Here is a 17,148-nt window from a genome sequence, read left to right as displayed (position 1 = left end):
ATGGGAGAGTCCGCATGCGCATCCTGATCACCGGCGCCACCGGCCTCGTCGGCCAGGGCGTGCTGCGCGAATGCCTGGCCGCCGAAGACGTGGCCCACGTCGCCGCACTGGGCCGGCGCCCCAGCGGCGTCACCGATCCCCGGCTCGAGGACATCCTGGTGCCCGACTTCGGCGACCTCGACGCCGTTGCCACGCGACTGCAGCCGTTCGACGGCTGCCTGTACTGCGCCGGTGCGCCACCGCTCGGCACGCCGGAAGCCGAGTACCGCCGCGTCACCGTCGACCTCACCCTCAACGTGGCGCGCACCCTGGCCGTGCGCAACCCGGGGCTGACCTTCGTGTACATCTCGGGCCTGGGCAGCGATCCGCGCAGCCGGGTCATGCAGCTGCGCGTCAAGGGCGAGGCCGAACAGGCGCTGGCCGCGCTGCCGATCCGCACCGTGATGCTGCGCACCGGCGGCATCCAGCCGGTGGGCGGCGAGCGCTCGCCACATGCCGCACTGGCTGCCATGTACCCGGTGCTTGGCCCGTTGATGGGCCTTGGCGTGCGGGCCCTGCCCGGCCTGGTGACCGACACCGGGCGCGTCGGTCGCGCGATGTTGGCCGTGCTGCGCGACCCGGATCCGCCGCCGGTCCTGGAGAACGCGGAGATCAACCGCCTCGGCCGCTGAATACCGGGCGTATCGCGCGCTCGACGAAGATGCAATCGGCCGGCGCCGTCAGCGGAGCACTTCGACGCGGTCGCCGCGCCGCACCGTCCCCGCCGATCGCGGCAACAGCAGCTGCCCGAAGGCCACGCCGTCCGGCGTACGCCGGTAACCGACCAGCGTGCGCAGCGGCTCGCCGCCGGGGTCACGCTCGCCGCGCAGCGGGTCGACCGTGGTGAACACGCAGCGCACGCAGGGCTCCGCCACCTCGAACTCCACCGCGCCGATCCGGATCCGCGCCCAGCCATCCTCGGCATGCGCGGGCACGCCATCGACCACCAGGTTGGGGCGGAAGCGCTGCATCGACACCGGCGACGCCAGGCGCGCGTTCAACGCGTCCAGCGAGGCCTGCGACAGCAGCAGCACCGGGAAGGCATCGGCGAAGCTCACCACGTCACCCGGCGTGGCCTGCGGCGAGGACACGGCGCGCGTCACAGCGGCGTCCATGTGCACCACCCGCAGCGGCGTGCCCAGGAAGGTGGACAGCCAGGCATCGGCCTCCGCACCGAGCAGCGGCGCGCGCAGCCTGCTGGTCCACACATCCACCGCGAGCGTGGCAGCGTCGACCGGCATGGCCGCATGCAGCCGCGGCATGCCCGGCGCCTCCAGCACCAGGCCGTCGCGCGCGGGCGTTGTGCGTACCAGGGTCAGCCGGGGGAGCTCGCGGCCGGTGACGCACCTGCCGTCGGCGTCGACCGCCATCCAGCGCCGATCGTGGCGCAGGCCGCGACGCTCGACCACCGCGTCCGCGAGGTCGATCCCGGCCGCCGACTTCAGCGGATAGACGTGGATGCCGGAAAGTCGCATGGGTGCGTGCCGATCCGCGGGCGACCGATGCCGCCGCTCAGCGCGACTCGTCCACCGGCAGCTCGCCGCGCGCGCGCATCCCCACGCGCGAATGGCGCCGCCCGTAGGCGAAATAGACCGCCGCGCCCACCAGCAGCCACACCGCGAACCGCACCCAGGTCAGCGTGGTCAGGTTGAGCATCAGGTAGAAGCACAGCACCGCCGAGACGATCGGCAGCACCGGCGAGAACGGCACCCGGTATGCGCGCGGCAGGTCCGGGCGCGTGCGCCGCAGCACCACCACGGCGATGCTCACCAGCACGAACGCCGACAGCGTGCCGATGTTGATCATCTCTTCCAGAATCTCGACCTGGGTGAAGCCGGCCAGCAGCGCCACCGCCACGCCGCAGATCAACTGCAGCCGCACCGGCGTGCGGTGCGTCTCGGATGTGACGCTCAGCCAGCGCGGCAGCAGGCCGTCGCGGCTCATCGCCAGCAGCACGCGTGACAGGCCCATCAGCAGCACCATGATCACCGTGGTCAGGCCGATCAGGATGCCGACCGAAATCACCTGCGCCGCCCAGCCCGCGCCGACCGCGACGAAAGCGGTCGCCAGCGACGGATTCTCGGCCTCGGCCAGCACCGTGTACGGCACCATCCCGGTCAGGGCCAGCGCCACCAGCAGGTACAGCACGGTGACCAGCGCCAGGCCGCCGAAGATGCCCAGCGGCAGCGTGCGCTGCGGGTCCTTCACCTCTTCGGCGGACGTGGCGACCACGTCGAAGCCGATGAAGGCGAAGAACACCAGCGCCGCCCCCGACAGCACGCCGGGAATGCCGTACTTCGCCGGCACGGCGCCGGTGGCCCACGAGAACAGCGACTGCGACCAGACATCCGCCGCGCCGCCGCCGGTGGGCGCCGACGGCGGCACGAACGGCGTGAAGTTCTCCACCTTCAGGTAGCTCAGGCCCACCACGATCACGAACAGCACGATGCCGATCTTGATGAGCGTAAACACGTTGTTGACGCGCGCGGACATCTTGGTGCCCTGGATCAGCAGCGCGGTGAACAGCCCCACGATCACCAGCGGCCCCCAGTCCATCGACAGCCCGAACACGCTGACCGTGGTGGGTATGTGCACCTCGAACAGCTCGAACACCATGCTGAGGTAGATGCCCCAGTACTTGGCGATCACCGCGCCCGCGGTGAGCAGTTCGAGGATGAGGTCCCAGCCGATGATCCACGCCAGGAACTCGCCGAGCGTGGCGTAGGTGTAGGTGTAGGCGCTGCCCGCCACCGGAATGCTGGACGCGAACTCGGCGTAGCACATGATCGCCAGGCCGCAGGTCACCGCCGCCAGCACGAACGACAGCATCACCGCCGGGCCGGCGAAATCACCCGCCGCGCGCGCGCCGACCGAGAAGATGCCGGCGCCCACCGCCACCGCCGCGCCGAGGATCATCAGGTCCCAGGCGGTGAGCGAGCGCCTGAGCTGGCGCCCGGGCTCGGCGGCGTCGGCGATCGACTGCTCGATGGACTTGGTGCGGAGCAGGCTCCGGATCAGGCTGGCCTTGGCGGCGGCTTCGCGGGACATGCGACGACTCGTGTGGACGACCGGCCACACTACGCCGCCAACTCGAACCCGGGCAATGCCCAAGGTCACGCCGGCGCGGGTGTCAGGTGATGCGGAACATCGGTTGGACGATGCCTGCGTCACGCAACGGGCGCGCGCGGTAATGGCTGCGGCCATAGCCGTGGTGCGGCGCGCGACGGCGCGCCAGGGCACCGTGGATTGGCGTGGAAGCCGGCGGCGGCATGCCCGTCTGGATGCGCGCGATGCGGCGGGCGGCAAGCGCGCCCTGGGCACTCAGGGTGCGGGTGCGACGATGGCTCGCGGGAATCAGGGACAGGATGGTCTGCTTCAGGTAATTTTTGATTGTTTCCTCCATTAGTTCTTTATTTACAACGGCTTACGGCGCGTATCATAGCACGCCTGCACATTTATGAATAGGGCAATGTGAACCAGTGAGGCTGTCCCACGGGCGCTTGACCCCGGTCAGACGGCACCCCGTCTGCAGCGCCTACCATGGACGTGGATCCATCCACCCCGGAGAAACGCATGAAAACCCTGTTCGCAGCGACCACCCTGGCCCTTGCCCTTGGCCTTGCCGCGGTGCCCGCCACCGCTGCGGCGCAGGAGCCGCACGCCGGGCACGCCGCTCACGCCACGCATGGCAGCCAGGCCACGCATGCCCCGGTCCCCGCCGCCCATGTGCGCTGGACGCCGGACGCTCCCCTGGTCGAAGGCATGGCCCGCGTGCGGGAAGCGATGACCGGCCTGGCCCACCACGAAATGGGCCACCTGGGCGAAAGCAACGTGCTCGTGCTGGCCACCGACATCGATCAGGCGATCGAATACATGTTCGCCAACTGCAAGCTGGACGCGGAGCCCGACATCGCCCTGCACGGACTCCTGGCGCGGCTGATGGCGGGCACGCAGGCATTGCGCGCCGACCCGGCCAATGCCGCGCCGGTGGCCGACATGCGCGCGGCGGTCGCCGATTACGGCCTGCTGTTCGACGATCCCGAAGCCGGCGGCGAGGACGACGCACACGAGGACGCCGGCGACTGAGCGCAACGCCGGCGCGGGGCTTGGGTTTTGCGCGACCAAGCCCATCTCCCGGGGCTGTCTCCACCTGCAGCACGGACCGCCATGACCGATACCACCGAAACCCGCCCGTTCGAAGCCGAAGTCGCCCAGGTCCTGCACCTGGTCACCCACTCGCTGTACTCGCACAAGGACGTGTTCCTGCGCGAGCTGGTCTCCAACGCCTCCGATGCCTGCGACAAGCTGCGTTTCGAGGCGATCGCCAACCCCGACCTTGCCGCCGGCGACGGCGAGCTGCGCATCGAGGTGAGCGTGGACCGCGAGGCGCGCACGATCACCATCGCCGACAACGGCATCGGCATGGGCCGCGACGAAGTGGTGGCCAACATCGGCACCATCGCCAGCTCCGGCACGCGCCGCTTCCTGGCGGCGATGGCCGCCGAGCAGAAGGCCGACGCGCGCCTGATCGGCCAGTTCGGCGTTGGCTTCTACTCGGCGTTCGTGGTGGCCGACCGCGTCAGCGTGCTCACCCGCCGCGCCGGCGCCGATGCCGGCCAGGGCGTGAAATGGGAAAGCACCGGCGAGGGCGAGTACACGCTGGATACCGTCGAGCTGCCGGCGCGCGGCACGCGCGTGGTCCTGCACCTGAAGGACGGCGAGGACGAGTTCCTCGACAGCTGGCGCATCCGCTCCCTGATCCAGCGCTACTCCGACCACGTCGCCTTCCCGATCCGCATGCCGGCCGACAAGGGCGCGGACGAAGCGGACCCGGCGGAGACTGCGTGGGAGACCGTGAACTCCGCCTCCGCGCTGTGGACCAAGCCCAAGTCGGAGATCACCGACGAGGACTACCAGGGCTTCTACAAATCGCTCGGCCACGACTTCAACGACGCGCTGGCCTGGAGCCACAATCGCGTCGAGGGCAACCAGAGCTTCACCACCCTGCTCTACCTGCCCGCGCAGCCGCCGTTCGACCTGATGATGGGCGGCCGCGACGAGCGCAAGGGGCTGAAGCTGTACATCAAGCGCGTGTTCGTGATGGACGCCGCCGAGGAGCTGCTTCCCAACTACCTGCGCTTCGTGCGCGGCGTGGTGGATGCCGACGACCTGCCGCTCAACGTCAGCCGCGAGCTGCTGCAGCACAACCGCCAGTTCGAACGCATCCGCGCCAGCTGCGTGAAGCGCGTGCTCGACCTCATCGAAGGCCTGGCGCGTACCGACACGGCGAAGTTCGAGACTTTCATCAAGGCCTTCGGCAACACGCTGAAGGAAGGCGTCGCCGAGGACCACGAGAACCGCGAACGCATCGCGAAGCTCCTGCGCTTCGCGTCCACGCGCGGCGAGGGCGCGGCGCGCACGGTGGCGCTGGACGACTACGTCGGACGCATGGCCGCCGGCCAGGACACCATCTGGTACGTCACCGCCGACAGCCACGCCGCCGCCGCGGGCAGCCCGCAGCTCGAGGCATTCAAGGCGCGCGACATCGAAGTGCTGCTGATGTCCGACCGCATCGATGAATGGATGCTCGGCTACCTGCGCGAATACGCCGGAAAGACGCTGCAGAGCGTCGCCAAGGGCGAGCTGCAGCTGGACGAGGACGCGAAGAAGCGGCAGGAAGAAGCAGGCAAGGCCGCCGCACCGCTGGTCACGCGCATCAGGGCGCTGCTGGGCGAGCGCGTGGCCGACGTGCGCGTCTCGGCGCGCCTGACCGATTCGCCCTCGTGCCTGGTGCTGTCCGACCACGAGGTGGCCCCGCACTTCGCGCGCCTGTTGCGCGAAGCCGGCCAGGAGGTCCCCGAGAGCAAGCCCACGCTCGAGGTGAATCCCGCGCATGCCCTGCTCGCCCGCCTGGACGCGGAGGCCGACGACGGCAAGGCCGCCGACCTCGCCAACCTGCTGCTGGAGCAGGCCGAGATCACCGCCGGCGCGCAGCTGGATGACCCGGCGGCGTTCGTGCAGCGGATGAACCGGGTGCTGCTCGGCGCGACCGCCTGACCAATGCAGGGCCCGGTGCCTTACTGCGGCACCGGGCCTGCCGGTGGCGCCACGGGCAGCTGGGCGGGGCGCAGCCAGAGCACATCGACCTGGTGCGTCGAGCGGTCGTCCACCAGCGGGAAATGCAGGCCGGCCTGCGCCACCCCATCCAGCCACAGTGCGGGCACCGTGGCGTCCGGACCGGCATCGACCTGCCGCACGGCGACCAGGTAGCGGCTCTCGCCATAGCGGTACTGGATGCGGTAGCCGGGCCAATCCGGCGGAATGCACGGCGCCAGCGCCATGCTGTCGCCACTGCGCCGCAGGCCAAGCAATGATTCGACCAGCAGCCGGTACATCCAGCCCGCGGAGCCGGTGTACCAGGTCCAGCCACCGCGGCCGGTATGTGGCGCGACGCCGTAGACGTCGGCGGCCAGCACGTAAGGTTCCACCTTGTAGAGCGCGGTCGCTTCGGCATCCAGGGCGTGGTGGATGGGATTGATCATGCGCGCCAGCTCCCAGGCGCGCGCGCCGTCGCCCAGCTCGGCGAACGCCATCGCCGCCCAGACCGCGGCGTGCGTGTACTGGCCTCCGTTCTCGCGCACCCCGGGCACGTAGCCGCGGATGTAGCCGGGATCCTTGCCGGTCTTGTCGAACGGCGGATCCAGCAACTGCACCAGCCCGGCGTCGCGGCGCACCAGGTGCCGGTCGAGCGCGTCCATGGCCTGGCGCGTGCGCGCCGGATCGGCCGCGCCCGAGAGCACCGACCAGCTCTGCGACACCGCATCGATCCTGCACTCGTCGCCCTGCGCCGAGCCCAGCGGCGTGCCGTCGTCGAACCAGGCGCGGCGATACCACTCGCCGTCCCAGGCGTGCAGCTCCAGGTTGTCGCGCAGCCGCTGCGCCGCCGCCACGCAGTCGTCGGCGAACGCGTCGTCGCCACGCGTGCGCGCCACGGCGACAAACTGCGTGAGCGCATCGAACAGGAAGAAGCCGAGCCACACGCTTTCGCCGCGGCCACCGTCGCCGACGCGGTTCATGCCGTCGTTCCAGTCACCGCTGCCCATCAGCGGCAGGCCACGCGCGCCGAGCAGGTCCATGCCGCGCCTGAGTGCGAGGACGCAGTGCGCGTAGAACGTCTGCTGCTGGCCCGAGATCGCCGGCAGGTCGTAATACGACTCCTCGTCGGCATTGACCGTACGGCCTTCGACGAACCGCACGCGTTCGTCGAGAACGCCCAGGTCACCGGTGACCTGCAGGTAGCGGCAGGCGGCCAGTGGCAACCAGAGAAAGTCGTCCGAACAGCGCGTGCGCACGCCGCGCCCCTGCGGCGGGTGCCACCAGTGCATCACGTCGCCCTGCGGGAACTGGTGGGCGGCGCTCAGCAGCAGGTGTTCGCGGGTCAACGCGGGCGCCGCATGCACGCTGGCCATGGTGTCCTGCAGCTGGTCGCGGAAGCCGAATGCGCCGCCGGACTGGTAGTAGCCGCTGCGCGCGGTATAGCGGCAGGCCAGCACCTGGTAGGGCAGCCAGCCATTGACCAGGGTGTCCACGGACGCGTCCGGCGTCTCGACGCTGATCGCGCCCAGCGTGTGCCGCCAGTGCACGCGCAACGCGTCCAGGGCGTCGTGCGCGGGGCCGCTGCCGCGGATGCGCCTGGCCAGCTGTGTCGCCTCACGCTGGTCAACGCCTGCGCCGAGCCGGAAGACGGTCTCGAACGACTCGCCGGCCGCCAGTGCGACCGGCACCTGGATGGCGGCGCAGGGATCCATTCCCACCCCGAGCCTGCCGGACAGCGCCAAGCGCCGCATCGCCGCGGGATCGCGCAGGCTGCCATTGCGGCCGATGAATTCGCCGCGATCGGCGGTGAACGTGCGCGCCGCGCCATCGACATCGAAGAAGGCCACGGTGCCGCCGGACTCGGAGTTGTAGGGGTTGCGCGCGGTCAGCGCGCCACCGTCGCCATCAAGCTCGCTGACCACGTGCATCCGCGACCTGGAGCGGATGTCGCCCAGCACCCATTCCACGTAGCCGGTGGCGGACAGTCGCCGCGCGCGCCCCGACAGGTTGCGCAATTTGAGGACCGAGTACTTCACCGCGTCGTCGAGCGCCACGTAGATCCACAGCTCGCTGGCGATGCCGTCCTCGACGTGTTCGTAGACGCTGTAGCCGAGGCCGTGCCGGGTGCGGTAGGCGCCTGTGCCGCGACATGGCAAGGGCATCGGCGACCACACGCTGCCGCTGTCCTCGTCGCGAAGGTAGAACGCTTCGCCGCCGGTGTCCGAAACCGGATCGTTGTGCCACGGCGTGAGCCGGAACTCGTGCGCGTTCTCGAACCAGGTGTAGCCCGCCGCGCTTTCGCTGGCCACCGTGCCCAGCTGCGCGTTCGCCATGACGTTGGCCCACGGCGCGGGCGTGGTCTCGCCCGCGCGCAGCACCATGACGTACTCGCGGCCGTCCGCGGAGAACGCGCCGGTGCCGTTGTCGAACAGGAAGGTGTCGGCCACCGGCTCGAAGGGCCATGGGTCCTCGCCTTGCGCCAGCAGGGCCGGTGGGGGCAGCCCGATCCACGGCGCTGCATCGGCCTGCGGCAACGCCGGGCGCGCGGCCGGCGTGGTCGCCCCGCCCGTGGGCAGCAATGGCGCCATGACGCGTTCCGCCGGCTCGTGGCGCGTCACCTGCGCGGCCAGCGTGCCGTGGCGGTCGCTGACGAACACGCGCGCGACCGCCTGCATCAGGATGCGGTCTTCGTGCGACATGTGCTGCGACTGGCGCACGAAGATGCCGCCCGGCCGGTCCAGCACGTTGCCCTCGGGTCCAGCCGACACCAGGCCGAGGATCTCTTCCTGCAGGTGCTGGCGGTAGCCGCCCTGCTCCTCGTTCCAGATCACCAGGTCGACATTCAGCCCTTTCAGGCGCCAGTACGCGTGCGCCTGGACCATCTGTCGCACCAGCGCGATGTTGGCGGCATCGGCGATCGCCAGCAGCACGATCGGCAGGTCGCCGGAGATGGAATGCCCCCACAGCCCCGCTTGTCCGCGGCGGTTCTGCAGCAGCACGGCGGGATCCGCGCGCAGGAAGGGGTGCGCGTACACCATCAGGCCCGCCAGCCGCTCATACAGCTGCGCGTCCGCCTGCGAGGCATCGATCTGGCGCCTGACCACCTGGCTGTGGGTCCACGCCAGGTCGAACACACGGTCGGCGAGGCGGCGGTCGCGGTACTTGTCGATCAGCGCCGCGCAGGCCGTGCGGTCGCCGCCGACGCCGCTGACCATGTCGATGATCGCGGTCTGCTCGGGCGCGAGCACGATGCGGGTGCGGATCGCGACGATCGGGTCCAGCACCGAACCGGCGGTGTCGGACAAGGCTCCCGACGCCGCGTCGCGCGCGGTCATCGCCTGTGGACTGCGCGGGGAGTTGCCGCGGCCGAGGAAACGCGCGCGGTCGGTCTCGTATGAAATCGCGCCGATGCTGGCGTCGTGCACCGCGACCAGGTGGAACATCCACGGCGGCACCTCGTCATGCGAGCGCGGGCGGCGCGTGCACAGCAGCGCCTGCTTGTCGCGCACGATCTCGGTCTGCACGAACAGGTTGCTGAAGGCGGGATGCAGTTCGTCGGACAGCGACGACGCCAGCACCACCTCGGCATACGTCGTGATCTCGATCGTGCGCTCCCGCCGCGAGCGGTTGCTGATGTGCAGCCTGCGCAGCTCGATGTCGTCCTCGGCCGAGATCGCGATCTCGAGGTGGGTTTCGTAGCGGTGCTTGCGCCCGCGGAACTCCGCCTTGGCGTCGGAGAAGATCGCCTCGTAGCGCTCCACGGGCACGCACGTCGGCTGGTGGGTCGCCGACCAGAACTCGCCGCTTTCGACGTCGCGCAGGTAACAGAAGCTGCCCCAGTGGTCGCGCGTGCCGTCCTCGCGCCAGCGGGTGATGGCCATGTCGCGCAGGCGGCTGTAGCCGCCGCCGGCGCTGGTCAGCAGGCCGTGGTAGCGGCCGTTGGACAGCAGTTGCACCGCGGGCCGGCCGGCATCGGGATCGCGGAACACGCGCAGCCGCGTCTCGGCGGCGGCCGGCGCGAGCCGCTGCCCCTGCTCGGCTTCGTGCGGGTGGAACACGCCGGTGCGCGGCACGCGTTCCTGCAAAAGCAGCAGCGTGGCCTGGAATCCGGCGTCGGCGACGAACCGCTTCTGCATTGGCTGGTCGCGCAGCAGGTAGGCCAGCGACAGCAGGCTCATGCCCTGGTGGTGCGCCATGAACGAGCGCACGACCGCATGGTCCTGCCCGCGCTGCACGCGCGATGGCGTGTAGTCGATGGCCTCGTACAGGCCGAAGCGCCCGGCGAACCCGGCCTCGGACAGCCGCTGCAGGTTCTGGCACGCGGCTTCCGGCGCCACCATCAACGCCATCGCGCTGGCATAGGGCGCGACCACCAGGTCCTGGCCCAGGCCGCGCTTGAGGGCGAGGCCCGGCACCCCGAACGCGCGGTACTGGTAGTTCATCCGCGCGTCGACCGTGTTGTAGCCGGACTCGGAGATGCCCCACGGCACGCCATGCTCGCGGCCGTGCAGGATCTGCGCGTGCACCGCGCGCCGCGCGGCCTGGTCGAGCAGCGTGTCGGGATAGCTGGGCATGACCAGCTGCGGCATGAGGTACTCGAACATCGAGCCGCTCCACGACAGCAGCGTGACATCGCCGTCGACCTCGGTCAGCAGGCGACCCAGCGCGAACCAGGTCTCCTGCGGCAGCTGCCCCTGGGCGATCGCGACGAAGCTGCCAAGCCGCGCCTCGGAGGCGAGCAGGTCGTAGTGGCCGGGGTCGACGCGGCGCTCGTCGGCGTTGTAGCCGATCGTCAGCAGGTGGCGGTCCTCGTCGTAGAGGAATCCGTATTCCATCAACGAGAACTGGCCGGCGATGTGCGCAAGCCGCTCCAGCAGCGCGAGGCGGTCGCGCGCGCGCTCCTGCACCAGCGCGTCGTGGGCGGGCGATCCGCACACGTGGTGCTGCAGCTCCTGCAGGCTGGGGATGCCCTGGTCAGCCGCATCACCCCGCGAGCCGTCGTCGACGAACTCCGGTCCGTCCAGCCACGGCGCGAAGTACAGCAGTTCATCGTGCGCCGACCGGCAGGCGTCGAGCAGGGCGGTCGGCCAGTGCCAGGGCGTCTCCTCCACTGCCACGGGCGGCGCGGGCCATGCCGACGCCAACGCCTGCGCCTGCCGCGCAAGCCTGCCCAGCGCGCGCACGGTGTCCGCGAGCGACGCCGGCGGCTGCGCGCGAACGGCCTCCAGGTGCGCGCGGAACGCGAGCAGTGCCTCGGCCGCGCTGCCATCGACATGCGCCGCGCGCAGGGCGTCGTCCGCCGCGCCCAGGGTGTCGGCGAGTCCTTCGAAGGTCGACGGGGCCAGCACCGGCTCGGCACCGAGCGCGAGCAGCCCCTGGCGCAGCGTCAGCAGGTGGCCGGCGAGGTTGCCGCTGTCGACCGTCGAGATGTAGCGCGGCGGCAGCGGCTCGAGCGTGGCCGTGTCGTACCAGTTGTAGAAATGGCCGCGATGGCGCGGCAGCGCTTCCAGCGTGTCCAGCACGTTGCGGGTGCGCTCGAGCAGCGCGCCGGCCTGCAGGTAGCCGAAGTCGTACGCGGCCAGGTTGGCCAGCAGCGACAGGCCGATATTGGTCGGCGAGGTGCGGCGCGCGACCACCAGCGCGGGGTGCTCCTGGATGTTGTCCGGCGGCAGCCAGTGGTCCTCGGCGCGCACATGCACCTCGAAGAACGCCCAGGTGCGGCGCGCCAACCGCCCCAGGAATGCCAGTTGCGCCTGCGACAGGTCGGTGCGCCGCTGCGGGGGGGCGCGGCCAAGCCAGGCCATCAGCAGCGGTGACGTCGCCCACGCCAGCAGCAAGGGCATCGCCGTCCACAACGCGGCCGGATTGACCCGCCACAGCATGACCGCGACGGATGCGGAGAACGCCGGCGCGAACCACATCCCGCGCAACTCCGCGCCGAGGCCGCTGCCAAGCTGGCGCTCGACTTCGCTGGAGGGATTCCACTGCAGCAGGTGGCGACGGCTGACGGCGACGCGCCACAGGCTGCGCAGGATCGCGTCGAGGCTGAAACCCGCCTCGTAGGGCAGGCAGGCCAGGGTGGTGGCCGCACGCTGCAGCTGGCGCGCGGTGGATTTCGCCGACTGCACCAGGTGCGCCTCGGGCGTCATGTCGGCCGGCCGGGCCACCAGGTCCCAGAGCGCCGGCACCAGCACCGGCAGGGCCCACAGGCCGAGCAGCGCCAACGTCCATGCCAGCGGCTGCGGCAGCAGCGTCCAGCCCAGCACCAGCAGCGCGAGCGCGGCCACGGGCACCAGGCTGCGGCGCAGGTTGTCGACCAGCTTGCCGCGCGACAGCCAGGAGAGCGGGTTGCGCGCATGGCCGCCACCTGCCCGCGGCACCCACGGCAGCACCCAGGGCAACAGCTGCCAGTCGCCACGGATCCAGCGGTGGCGACGCTTCACGTCGGCCGCGTAGCGCGACGGATACTCCTCGAACAGGCGCACGTCACTCACCAGTCCGGCGCGCGCGTAGCACCCCTCGAGCAGGTCGTGGCTGAGGATGCGGTTCTCCGGGAAACGCCCTTGCAACGCGCACTCGAAGGCATCGACGTCGTAGATGCCCTTGCCGATGAACGAGCCTTCGCCGAACAGGTCCTGGTAGACATCGGACACGGTGCGCGAATACGGATCGATGCCGTCCTCGCTGCCGTACATGCGCGCGTAACGCGTGCTGCGGCCCTCGCCCATGCTGTTGCCGACGCTCGGCTGCAGGATGCCATAGCCACGCGCGACGCGACGCCCCCGGGGGTCGTGGCACGCGCGGTTCAGCGGATGCGAAAGCGTTCCCACCAGCTCCCGCGCGGCATCGCGCGGCAGCCGCGTGTCGGTGTCCAGGGTGATCACATAGCGCACGCCCTGCAGCACGGCGGTGTCGCCCACCACCGCCAGGAACGCGTCACGCGCGCCGCCGCGCAGCAGCGCGTTCAACGCCGCGAGCTTGCCGCGCTTGCGTTCGAGCCCCATCCACGTGCGCTCGCGCGCGTTCCACAGGCGCGGGCGGTGGAACAGGAAGAACAGGTCGTCGCGCCCGGGCGCGTAGCGGGCATTGAGGCCTTCCACCTGGCGCCTGGCATGCGCCAGCAGGGCGTCGTCGCCCGGCAGGACCGCCGCATCGGCGTCGAGGAAGTCGGTCAACAAGGCGAAGTGCAGGTGCGGATCGCGATTGGCCAGGAAGCGAACCTCCAGCCCCTCGACCAGCGCATCCACCGCCTCGGCGCTGCCAATCATGCTTGGCACCACCACCAGGCTGCGCGCCGCGGCCGGGATGCCCTTGGAGTAGTCGAGGCGAGGCAGCGGGTTGGGCGCGACCAGCCGGGTTGACGCCCAGTTCACCAGTGCGATGCCGAGCTCGCTGAAGGCGATCACGCCGAGCGCCGCGAGCAGCCACGCCAGCGGGTCGCGCAACAGGGTGGCCTGCGCCTGCGCCTGTGCCAGCAGGTACCACGTGGATACCGCGGTGACCACGGCGATCGGCAGCAGGTACGCGGGCAGCGGTATGCGCCGCGACCGCATACGCACCGGCTTGCGCGCGCCGGTCGACGCGGCGACCGCGGCACGGGTACGCGCCAGGCCGTCGTCGACCAGGTAGTAGCCGACATGCGACGCGACGTCGGAGGCGATGGCCTGCGACCGTGCGAGGTCGAGTACCAGCCCGGCGACAGCGGGCTCGCTGGCGCCGCTGAGGCGCGCGATCTTCTCCACCACGTGGCGGTAGATGTCGCGCGTGCCGAAATCCATCAGCGCGTAGATGCCGGCGGGATCCTCGCGCAGCGTGTTGTCGACCACGCTCATGGCCTCGACGAACTCGCGCCAGTCCATGTTGGCGAGGAAGCGCAGGCTGCCGATGCTGTTGCTGATCGAAACCTGGTCGGCGGCCTGCTGCTGGCTCTCGGCGTGCACCAGCGTCTCGACGCTGTGCCCGCCATCCGCCACCCACTGCTCGATCCAGCCCAGCGGCATGGCCAGCACGGTGCTGCGCCCGTGCAGGCCGCGCGTGAGCGCGGCGACGAACGCGCCCGACAGCGGCGGCTCCGAGCGCGCCATGTCGGCGACCACCAGCACGACGTTCTTCGGGTCCTTGTCGGCGGCGTCGTTGAGCAGGCGCGCCCACTCGCCGGCCAGGCGGTGGTCCACGCCATTGCGGATCACCTGCGTGGCCATGCGCCGGAGGTTCTCGATCAGCGTCAGCCGCAGCATGATCGGGATGGCCCACAGTTCGCCCAGCTTCAATGGCGTGATCGACTGGTAGGCGGCGATGAAGCGGGTCATCGACTCGGCATCGATGCGGCCGTCGCCATGCGCGATCGCCTCCATGGCCAGGGCATAGACGCGCGGCAGGCCGGCGGACGGCCCCTCCGACAGCGCGGGCAGCTCGCGGCTGTAGCCCTTGGGCAGGTGCCTGCGCGCGGTGCGGATCTGCTCTTCGACCAGGTAGTAGTTGTCGAGCAGCCACTCGCCCGCCGGGGTCACGCGCACCTCGTCCTGGACCATGCCCGTGAGCAGCGTGCTGGCGCCATCGAGGACGCCCTCGTTGTCCTTCAGCCGGTCGACCAGCAGGTCGGAACCACCCTCCTCGTGCACGCGATGCGCCTGCGCCAGGGCGCGGCCGTGCGCTTCCATCTGCTCGGCGTTGAACAGCTGCGAGCGCAGCGGCGGCTCGGCCAGCCACGGCCTGGCGGTGGCCGCGCGGCCCCAACGGCCAATCCGCCGGCGAAGCCGCAACCATCGGCCGAGAACCCGCCAGACCTGGAGCATGCGTGACCTTGGGGAACGCGCCAGGAGGCGGGACGCGGATCATTGCATCGCGGCGGGTACGCGGCCGTGAAGCGCCGGCAACGTGTCCGGCTAGAGCATCGGTAGTTTCAGGCCCTGCTCCCGGGCGCAGGCCTTCGCGATCTCGTAGCCGGCATCGGCATGGCGCATCACGCCGGTCGCGGGGTCGTTCCAGAGCACGCGGGCGATGCGGCGGTCGGCCTCAGCGCTGCCGTCGCAGACGATCACCACGCCGCTGTGCTGCGAGTAGCCCATGCCCACCCCGCCGCCATGGTGCAGCGACACCCAGGTGGCGCCGCCGGCAACGTTGAGCATGGCGTTGAGCAGCGGCCAGTCGCTGACGGCATCGGAGCCGTCGATCATGGCTTCGGTCTCGCGATTGGGCGAGGCGACGCTGCCGCTGTCGAGGTGATCGCGGCCGATCACCACCGGCGCCTTCAGCTCGCCGTTGCGCACCATCTCGTTGAACGCCAGGCCAAGCTTGTCGCGCAAGCCCAGGCCCACCCAGCAGATGCGCGCCGGCAGGCCCTGGAAGGCGATGCGCTCGCGCGCCATGTCCAGCCAGTTGTGCAGGTGCGCGTCGTCGGGAATCAGTTCCTTGACCTTGGCATCTGTCTTGTAGATGTCCTCGGGATCGCCGCTGAGCGCGACCCAGCGGAACGGCCCCACGCCGCGACAGAACAGCGGGCGCACGTAGGCCGGCACGAAGCCCGGGAAGTCGAACGCGTTGGCGCAGCCTTCATCGAACGCCATCTGGCGGATGTTGTTGCCGTAGTCGAAGGTCGGGATGCCCTGCGCCTCGAACGCCAGCATCGCCTCGACGTGCACGCGCATCGACTTCTTGGCTTCGTCGCGCACGCGCTGCGGATCCGACGCCTGCGTCGCCAGCCACTGCTCCACCGTCCAGCCGATCGGCAGGTAGCCGTGCACGGGGTCGTGCGCGCTGGTCTGGTCGGTGACGGCATCGGGACGCACCCCGCGGCGCACGAGCTCCGGGAGCACCTCGGCGGCGTTGCCGAGCAGGGCGATCGACTTCGCCACGCCTGCCTGCGTGTACTTCGCGATGCGCGCCAGCGCGTCGTCGAGGTCGGCGGCCTGCTCGTCGACGTAGCGCGTGCGCAGGCGCATGTCGATGCGCGACTGCTGGCACTCGATGTTGAGGCTGCTGGCGCCGGCCAGCGACGCCGCCAGCGGCTGCGCGCCGCCCATGCCGCCGAGTCCCGCGGTCAGGATCCACTTGCCGGCCAGGTCGCCACCGTAGTGCTGGCGGCCCATCTCCACGAACGTCTCGTAGGTGCCCTGCACGATGCCCTGCGAGCCGATGTAGATCCACGAGCCCGCGGTCATCTGGCCGTACATCATCAAACCCTTTTTATCGAGCTCGTTGAAGTGCTCCCAGTTCGCCCAGTGCGGTACCAGGTTGGAGTTGGCGATCAGCACGCGAGGCGCGTCGGCGTGGGTGGGGAACACGCCAACGGGCTTTCCGGACTGGACCAGCAGGGTCTCGTCGTCGCCAAGCGTGCGCAACGATTGGAGGATCGCGTCGTAGCAGTCCCAGTCGCGAGCGGCGCGGCCGATGCCGCCGTAGACCACCAGCTCCGCCGGATTCTCGGCGACCTCGGGATCGAGGTTGTTCTGCAGCATCCGATACGGCGCCTCGGTGAGCCAGGAGCGGCAGGCGAGTTCGCTGCCGCGCGGCGCGCGGATGCTGCGTGAGGGGTCGTTGCGGTTCGACATGGCGGGTCCGTGGTGCGTGGAATCCGCCGGATTATGGCCGCAAACGGAAACGCCCGGCACGTGGCCGGGCGTCGTTGTCAGGCGGCGGACCGTCAGCGGATCGACGGATCGAGTTTGCGCAGCGCGTCCTGGATGTCGACCGAACCGGTGCGGTCGATGTCCTCGCGGGTGTAGACACGCCCGCCGGCAGCCACGCAATCCTTTTCGTCGGACTTCGAGCGCGCGTTGCGCGCCGCCACGACGCGCGAGCCGGTGTCCTGGATGCAGAACCGGTCGTCGTTCTTCTTCGGCTTGGCGCGCGACTGGCTGGCCTCTTCAGGCTCGTCCTGCGCGTGGACCAGCATCGGCGCCGACGCGAACGCCATCGCCACCAGCGCACCGGCCATTACTGTGAATTTCATCGCATCACCTCTCGGAGGGAGGACTCCACCGCATACGATACGCGCCCGATGGCTGGCGGCGT

At 70.4% G+C, this 17,148-nt stretch carries 9 protein-coding genes; 3 read left to right on the top strand and 6 right to left on the bottom strand.

What is annotated here, in order from left to right; translation table 11 throughout:
- Positions 1 to 14 precede the first annotated feature (14 nt).
- On the top strand, positions 15 to 671 hold the full coding sequence (locus tag IDM46_RS03730; RefSeq protein ID WP_185114846.1) for an NAD-dependent epimerase/dehydratase family protein: 657 nt from the start codon (positions 15 to 17) through the stop codon (positions 669 to 671).
- A 48-nt stretch (positions 672 to 719) separates the two neighbouring features.
- Here IDM46_RS03730 and IDM46_RS03725 read toward each other — a convergent pair whose 3' ends face one another.
- The 3 genes from IDM46_RS03725 to IDM46_RS03715 all read right to left on the bottom strand — a co-directional run bounded on the left by IDM46_RS03725 (position 720) and on the right by IDM46_RS03715 (position 3,442).
- On the bottom strand, positions 720 to 1,514 hold the full coding sequence (locus IDM46_RS03725) for an MOSC N-terminal beta barrel domain-containing protein (RefSeq protein WP_185114845.1): 795 nt from the start codon (positions 1,512 to 1,514) through the stop codon (positions 720 to 722).
- Between the two features lie 37 nt (positions 1,515 to 1,551).
- Positions 1,552 to 3,087: an amino acid permease gene (locus tag IDM46_RS03720; RefSeq protein WP_185114844.1), complete on the bottom strand. Its 1,536-nt coding sequence runs from the start codon at positions 3,085 to 3,087 to the stop codon at positions 1,552 to 1,554.
- Positions 3,088 to 3,169: 82 nt separating this feature from the next.
- Positions 3,170 to 3,442, bottom strand: coding sequence for a hypothetical protein (locus tag IDM46_RS03715; RefSeq protein ID WP_182822364.1), 273 nt, complete (start codon positions 3,440 to 3,442; stop codon positions 3,170 to 3,172).
- 170 nt (positions 3,443 to 3,612) lie between these two features.
- Between IDM46_RS03715 and IDM46_RS03710 the strand changes: the two genes are divergently transcribed.
- Together IDM46_RS03710 and htpG are read left to right on the top strand one after the other, a co-directional pair.
- The gene (locus IDM46_RS03710; protein WP_182822366.1) at positions 3,613 to 4,125 is read left to right on the top strand and encodes a DnrO protein; all 513 of its coding nucleotides are present in this window, start codon (positions 3,613 to 3,615) and stop codon (positions 4,123 to 4,125) included.
- 81 nt (positions 4,126 to 4,206) lie between these two features.
- Positions 4,207 to 6,096: a molecular chaperone HtpG gene (htpG, locus tag IDM46_RS03705; RefSeq protein WP_185114843.1), complete on the top strand. Its 1,890-nt coding sequence runs from the start codon at positions 4,207 to 4,209 to the stop codon at positions 6,094 to 6,096.
- A gap of 20 nt (positions 6,097 to 6,116) precedes the next feature.
- On the opposite strand, the gene IDM46_RS03700 is transcribed toward htpG, so the two are convergent.
- The 3 genes from IDM46_RS03700 to IDM46_RS03690 form a co-directional block, all read right to left on the bottom strand.
- Positions 6,117 to 14,795: a glucoamylase family protein gene (locus IDM46_RS03700; protein WP_185115252.1), complete on the bottom strand. Its 8,679-nt coding sequence runs from the start codon at positions 14,793 to 14,795 to the stop codon at positions 6,117 to 6,119.
- Between the two features lie 225 nt (positions 14,796 to 15,020).
- Positions 15,021 to 16,685: a urocanate hydratase gene (hutU, locus tag IDM46_RS03695; protein ID WP_185114842.1), complete on the bottom strand. Its 1,665-nt coding sequence runs from the start codon at positions 16,683 to 16,685 to the stop codon at positions 15,021 to 15,023.
- A 92-nt stretch (positions 16,686 to 16,777) separates the two neighbouring features.
- Entirely contained in the window at positions 16,778 to 17,086 is a 309-nt protein-coding gene (locus IDM46_RS03690; RefSeq protein WP_185114841.1) for a hypothetical protein, read from the bottom strand.
- Positions 17,087 to 17,148 lie beyond the last annotated feature (62 nt).

It is taken from the genome of Luteimonas sp. MC1825 (genome assembly GCF_014764385.1).
In the GTDB taxonomy this organism is placed as follows: Bacteria; Pseudomonadota; Gammaproteobacteria; order Xanthomonadales; family Xanthomonadaceae; genus Luteimonas.
The sequence above is the reverse complement of the archived record's forward strand: the minus strand, read 5'-3'. Positions and strand labels throughout refer to the sequence as shown.

Excerpts from the sequence above, each read along its gene's own strand:
- IDM46_RS03715 (WP_182822364.1), bottom strand. The coding sequence starts at position 3,442 with ATGGAGGAAACAATCAAAAATTACCTGAAGCAGACCATCCTGTCCCTG.
- IDM46_RS03730 (WP_185114846.1), top strand. The coding sequence starts at position 15 with ATGCGCATCCTGATCACCGGCGCCACCGGCCTCGTCGGCCAGGGCGTG.
- hutU (WP_185114842.1), bottom strand. The coding sequence starts at position 16,685 with ATGTCGAACCGCAACGACCCCTCACGCAGCATCCGCGCGCCGCGCGGC.
- IDM46_RS03700 (WP_185115252.1), bottom strand. The coding sequence starts at position 14,795 with ATGGAAGCGCACGGCCGCGCCCTGGCGCAGGCGCATCGCGTGCACGAG.
- htpG (WP_185114843.1), top strand. The coding sequence starts at position 4,207 with ATGACCGATACCACCGAAACCCGCCCGTTCGAAGCCGAAGTCGCCCAG.
- IDM46_RS03690 (WP_185114841.1), bottom strand. The coding sequence starts at position 17,086 with ATGAAATTCACAGTAATGGCCGGTGCGCTGGTGGCGATGGCGTTCGCG.
- IDM46_RS03720 (WP_185114844.1), bottom strand. The coding sequence starts at position 3,087 with ATGTCCCGCGAAGCCGCCGCCAAGGCCAGCCTGATCCGGAGCCTGCTC.
- IDM46_RS03710 (WP_182822366.1), top strand. The coding sequence starts at position 3,613 with ATGAAAACCCTGTTCGCAGCGACCACCCTGGCCCTTGCCCTTGGCCTT.
- IDM46_RS03725 (WP_185114845.1), bottom strand. The coding sequence starts at position 1,514 with ATGCGACTTTCCGGCATCCACGTCTATCCGCTGAAGTCGGCGGCCGGG.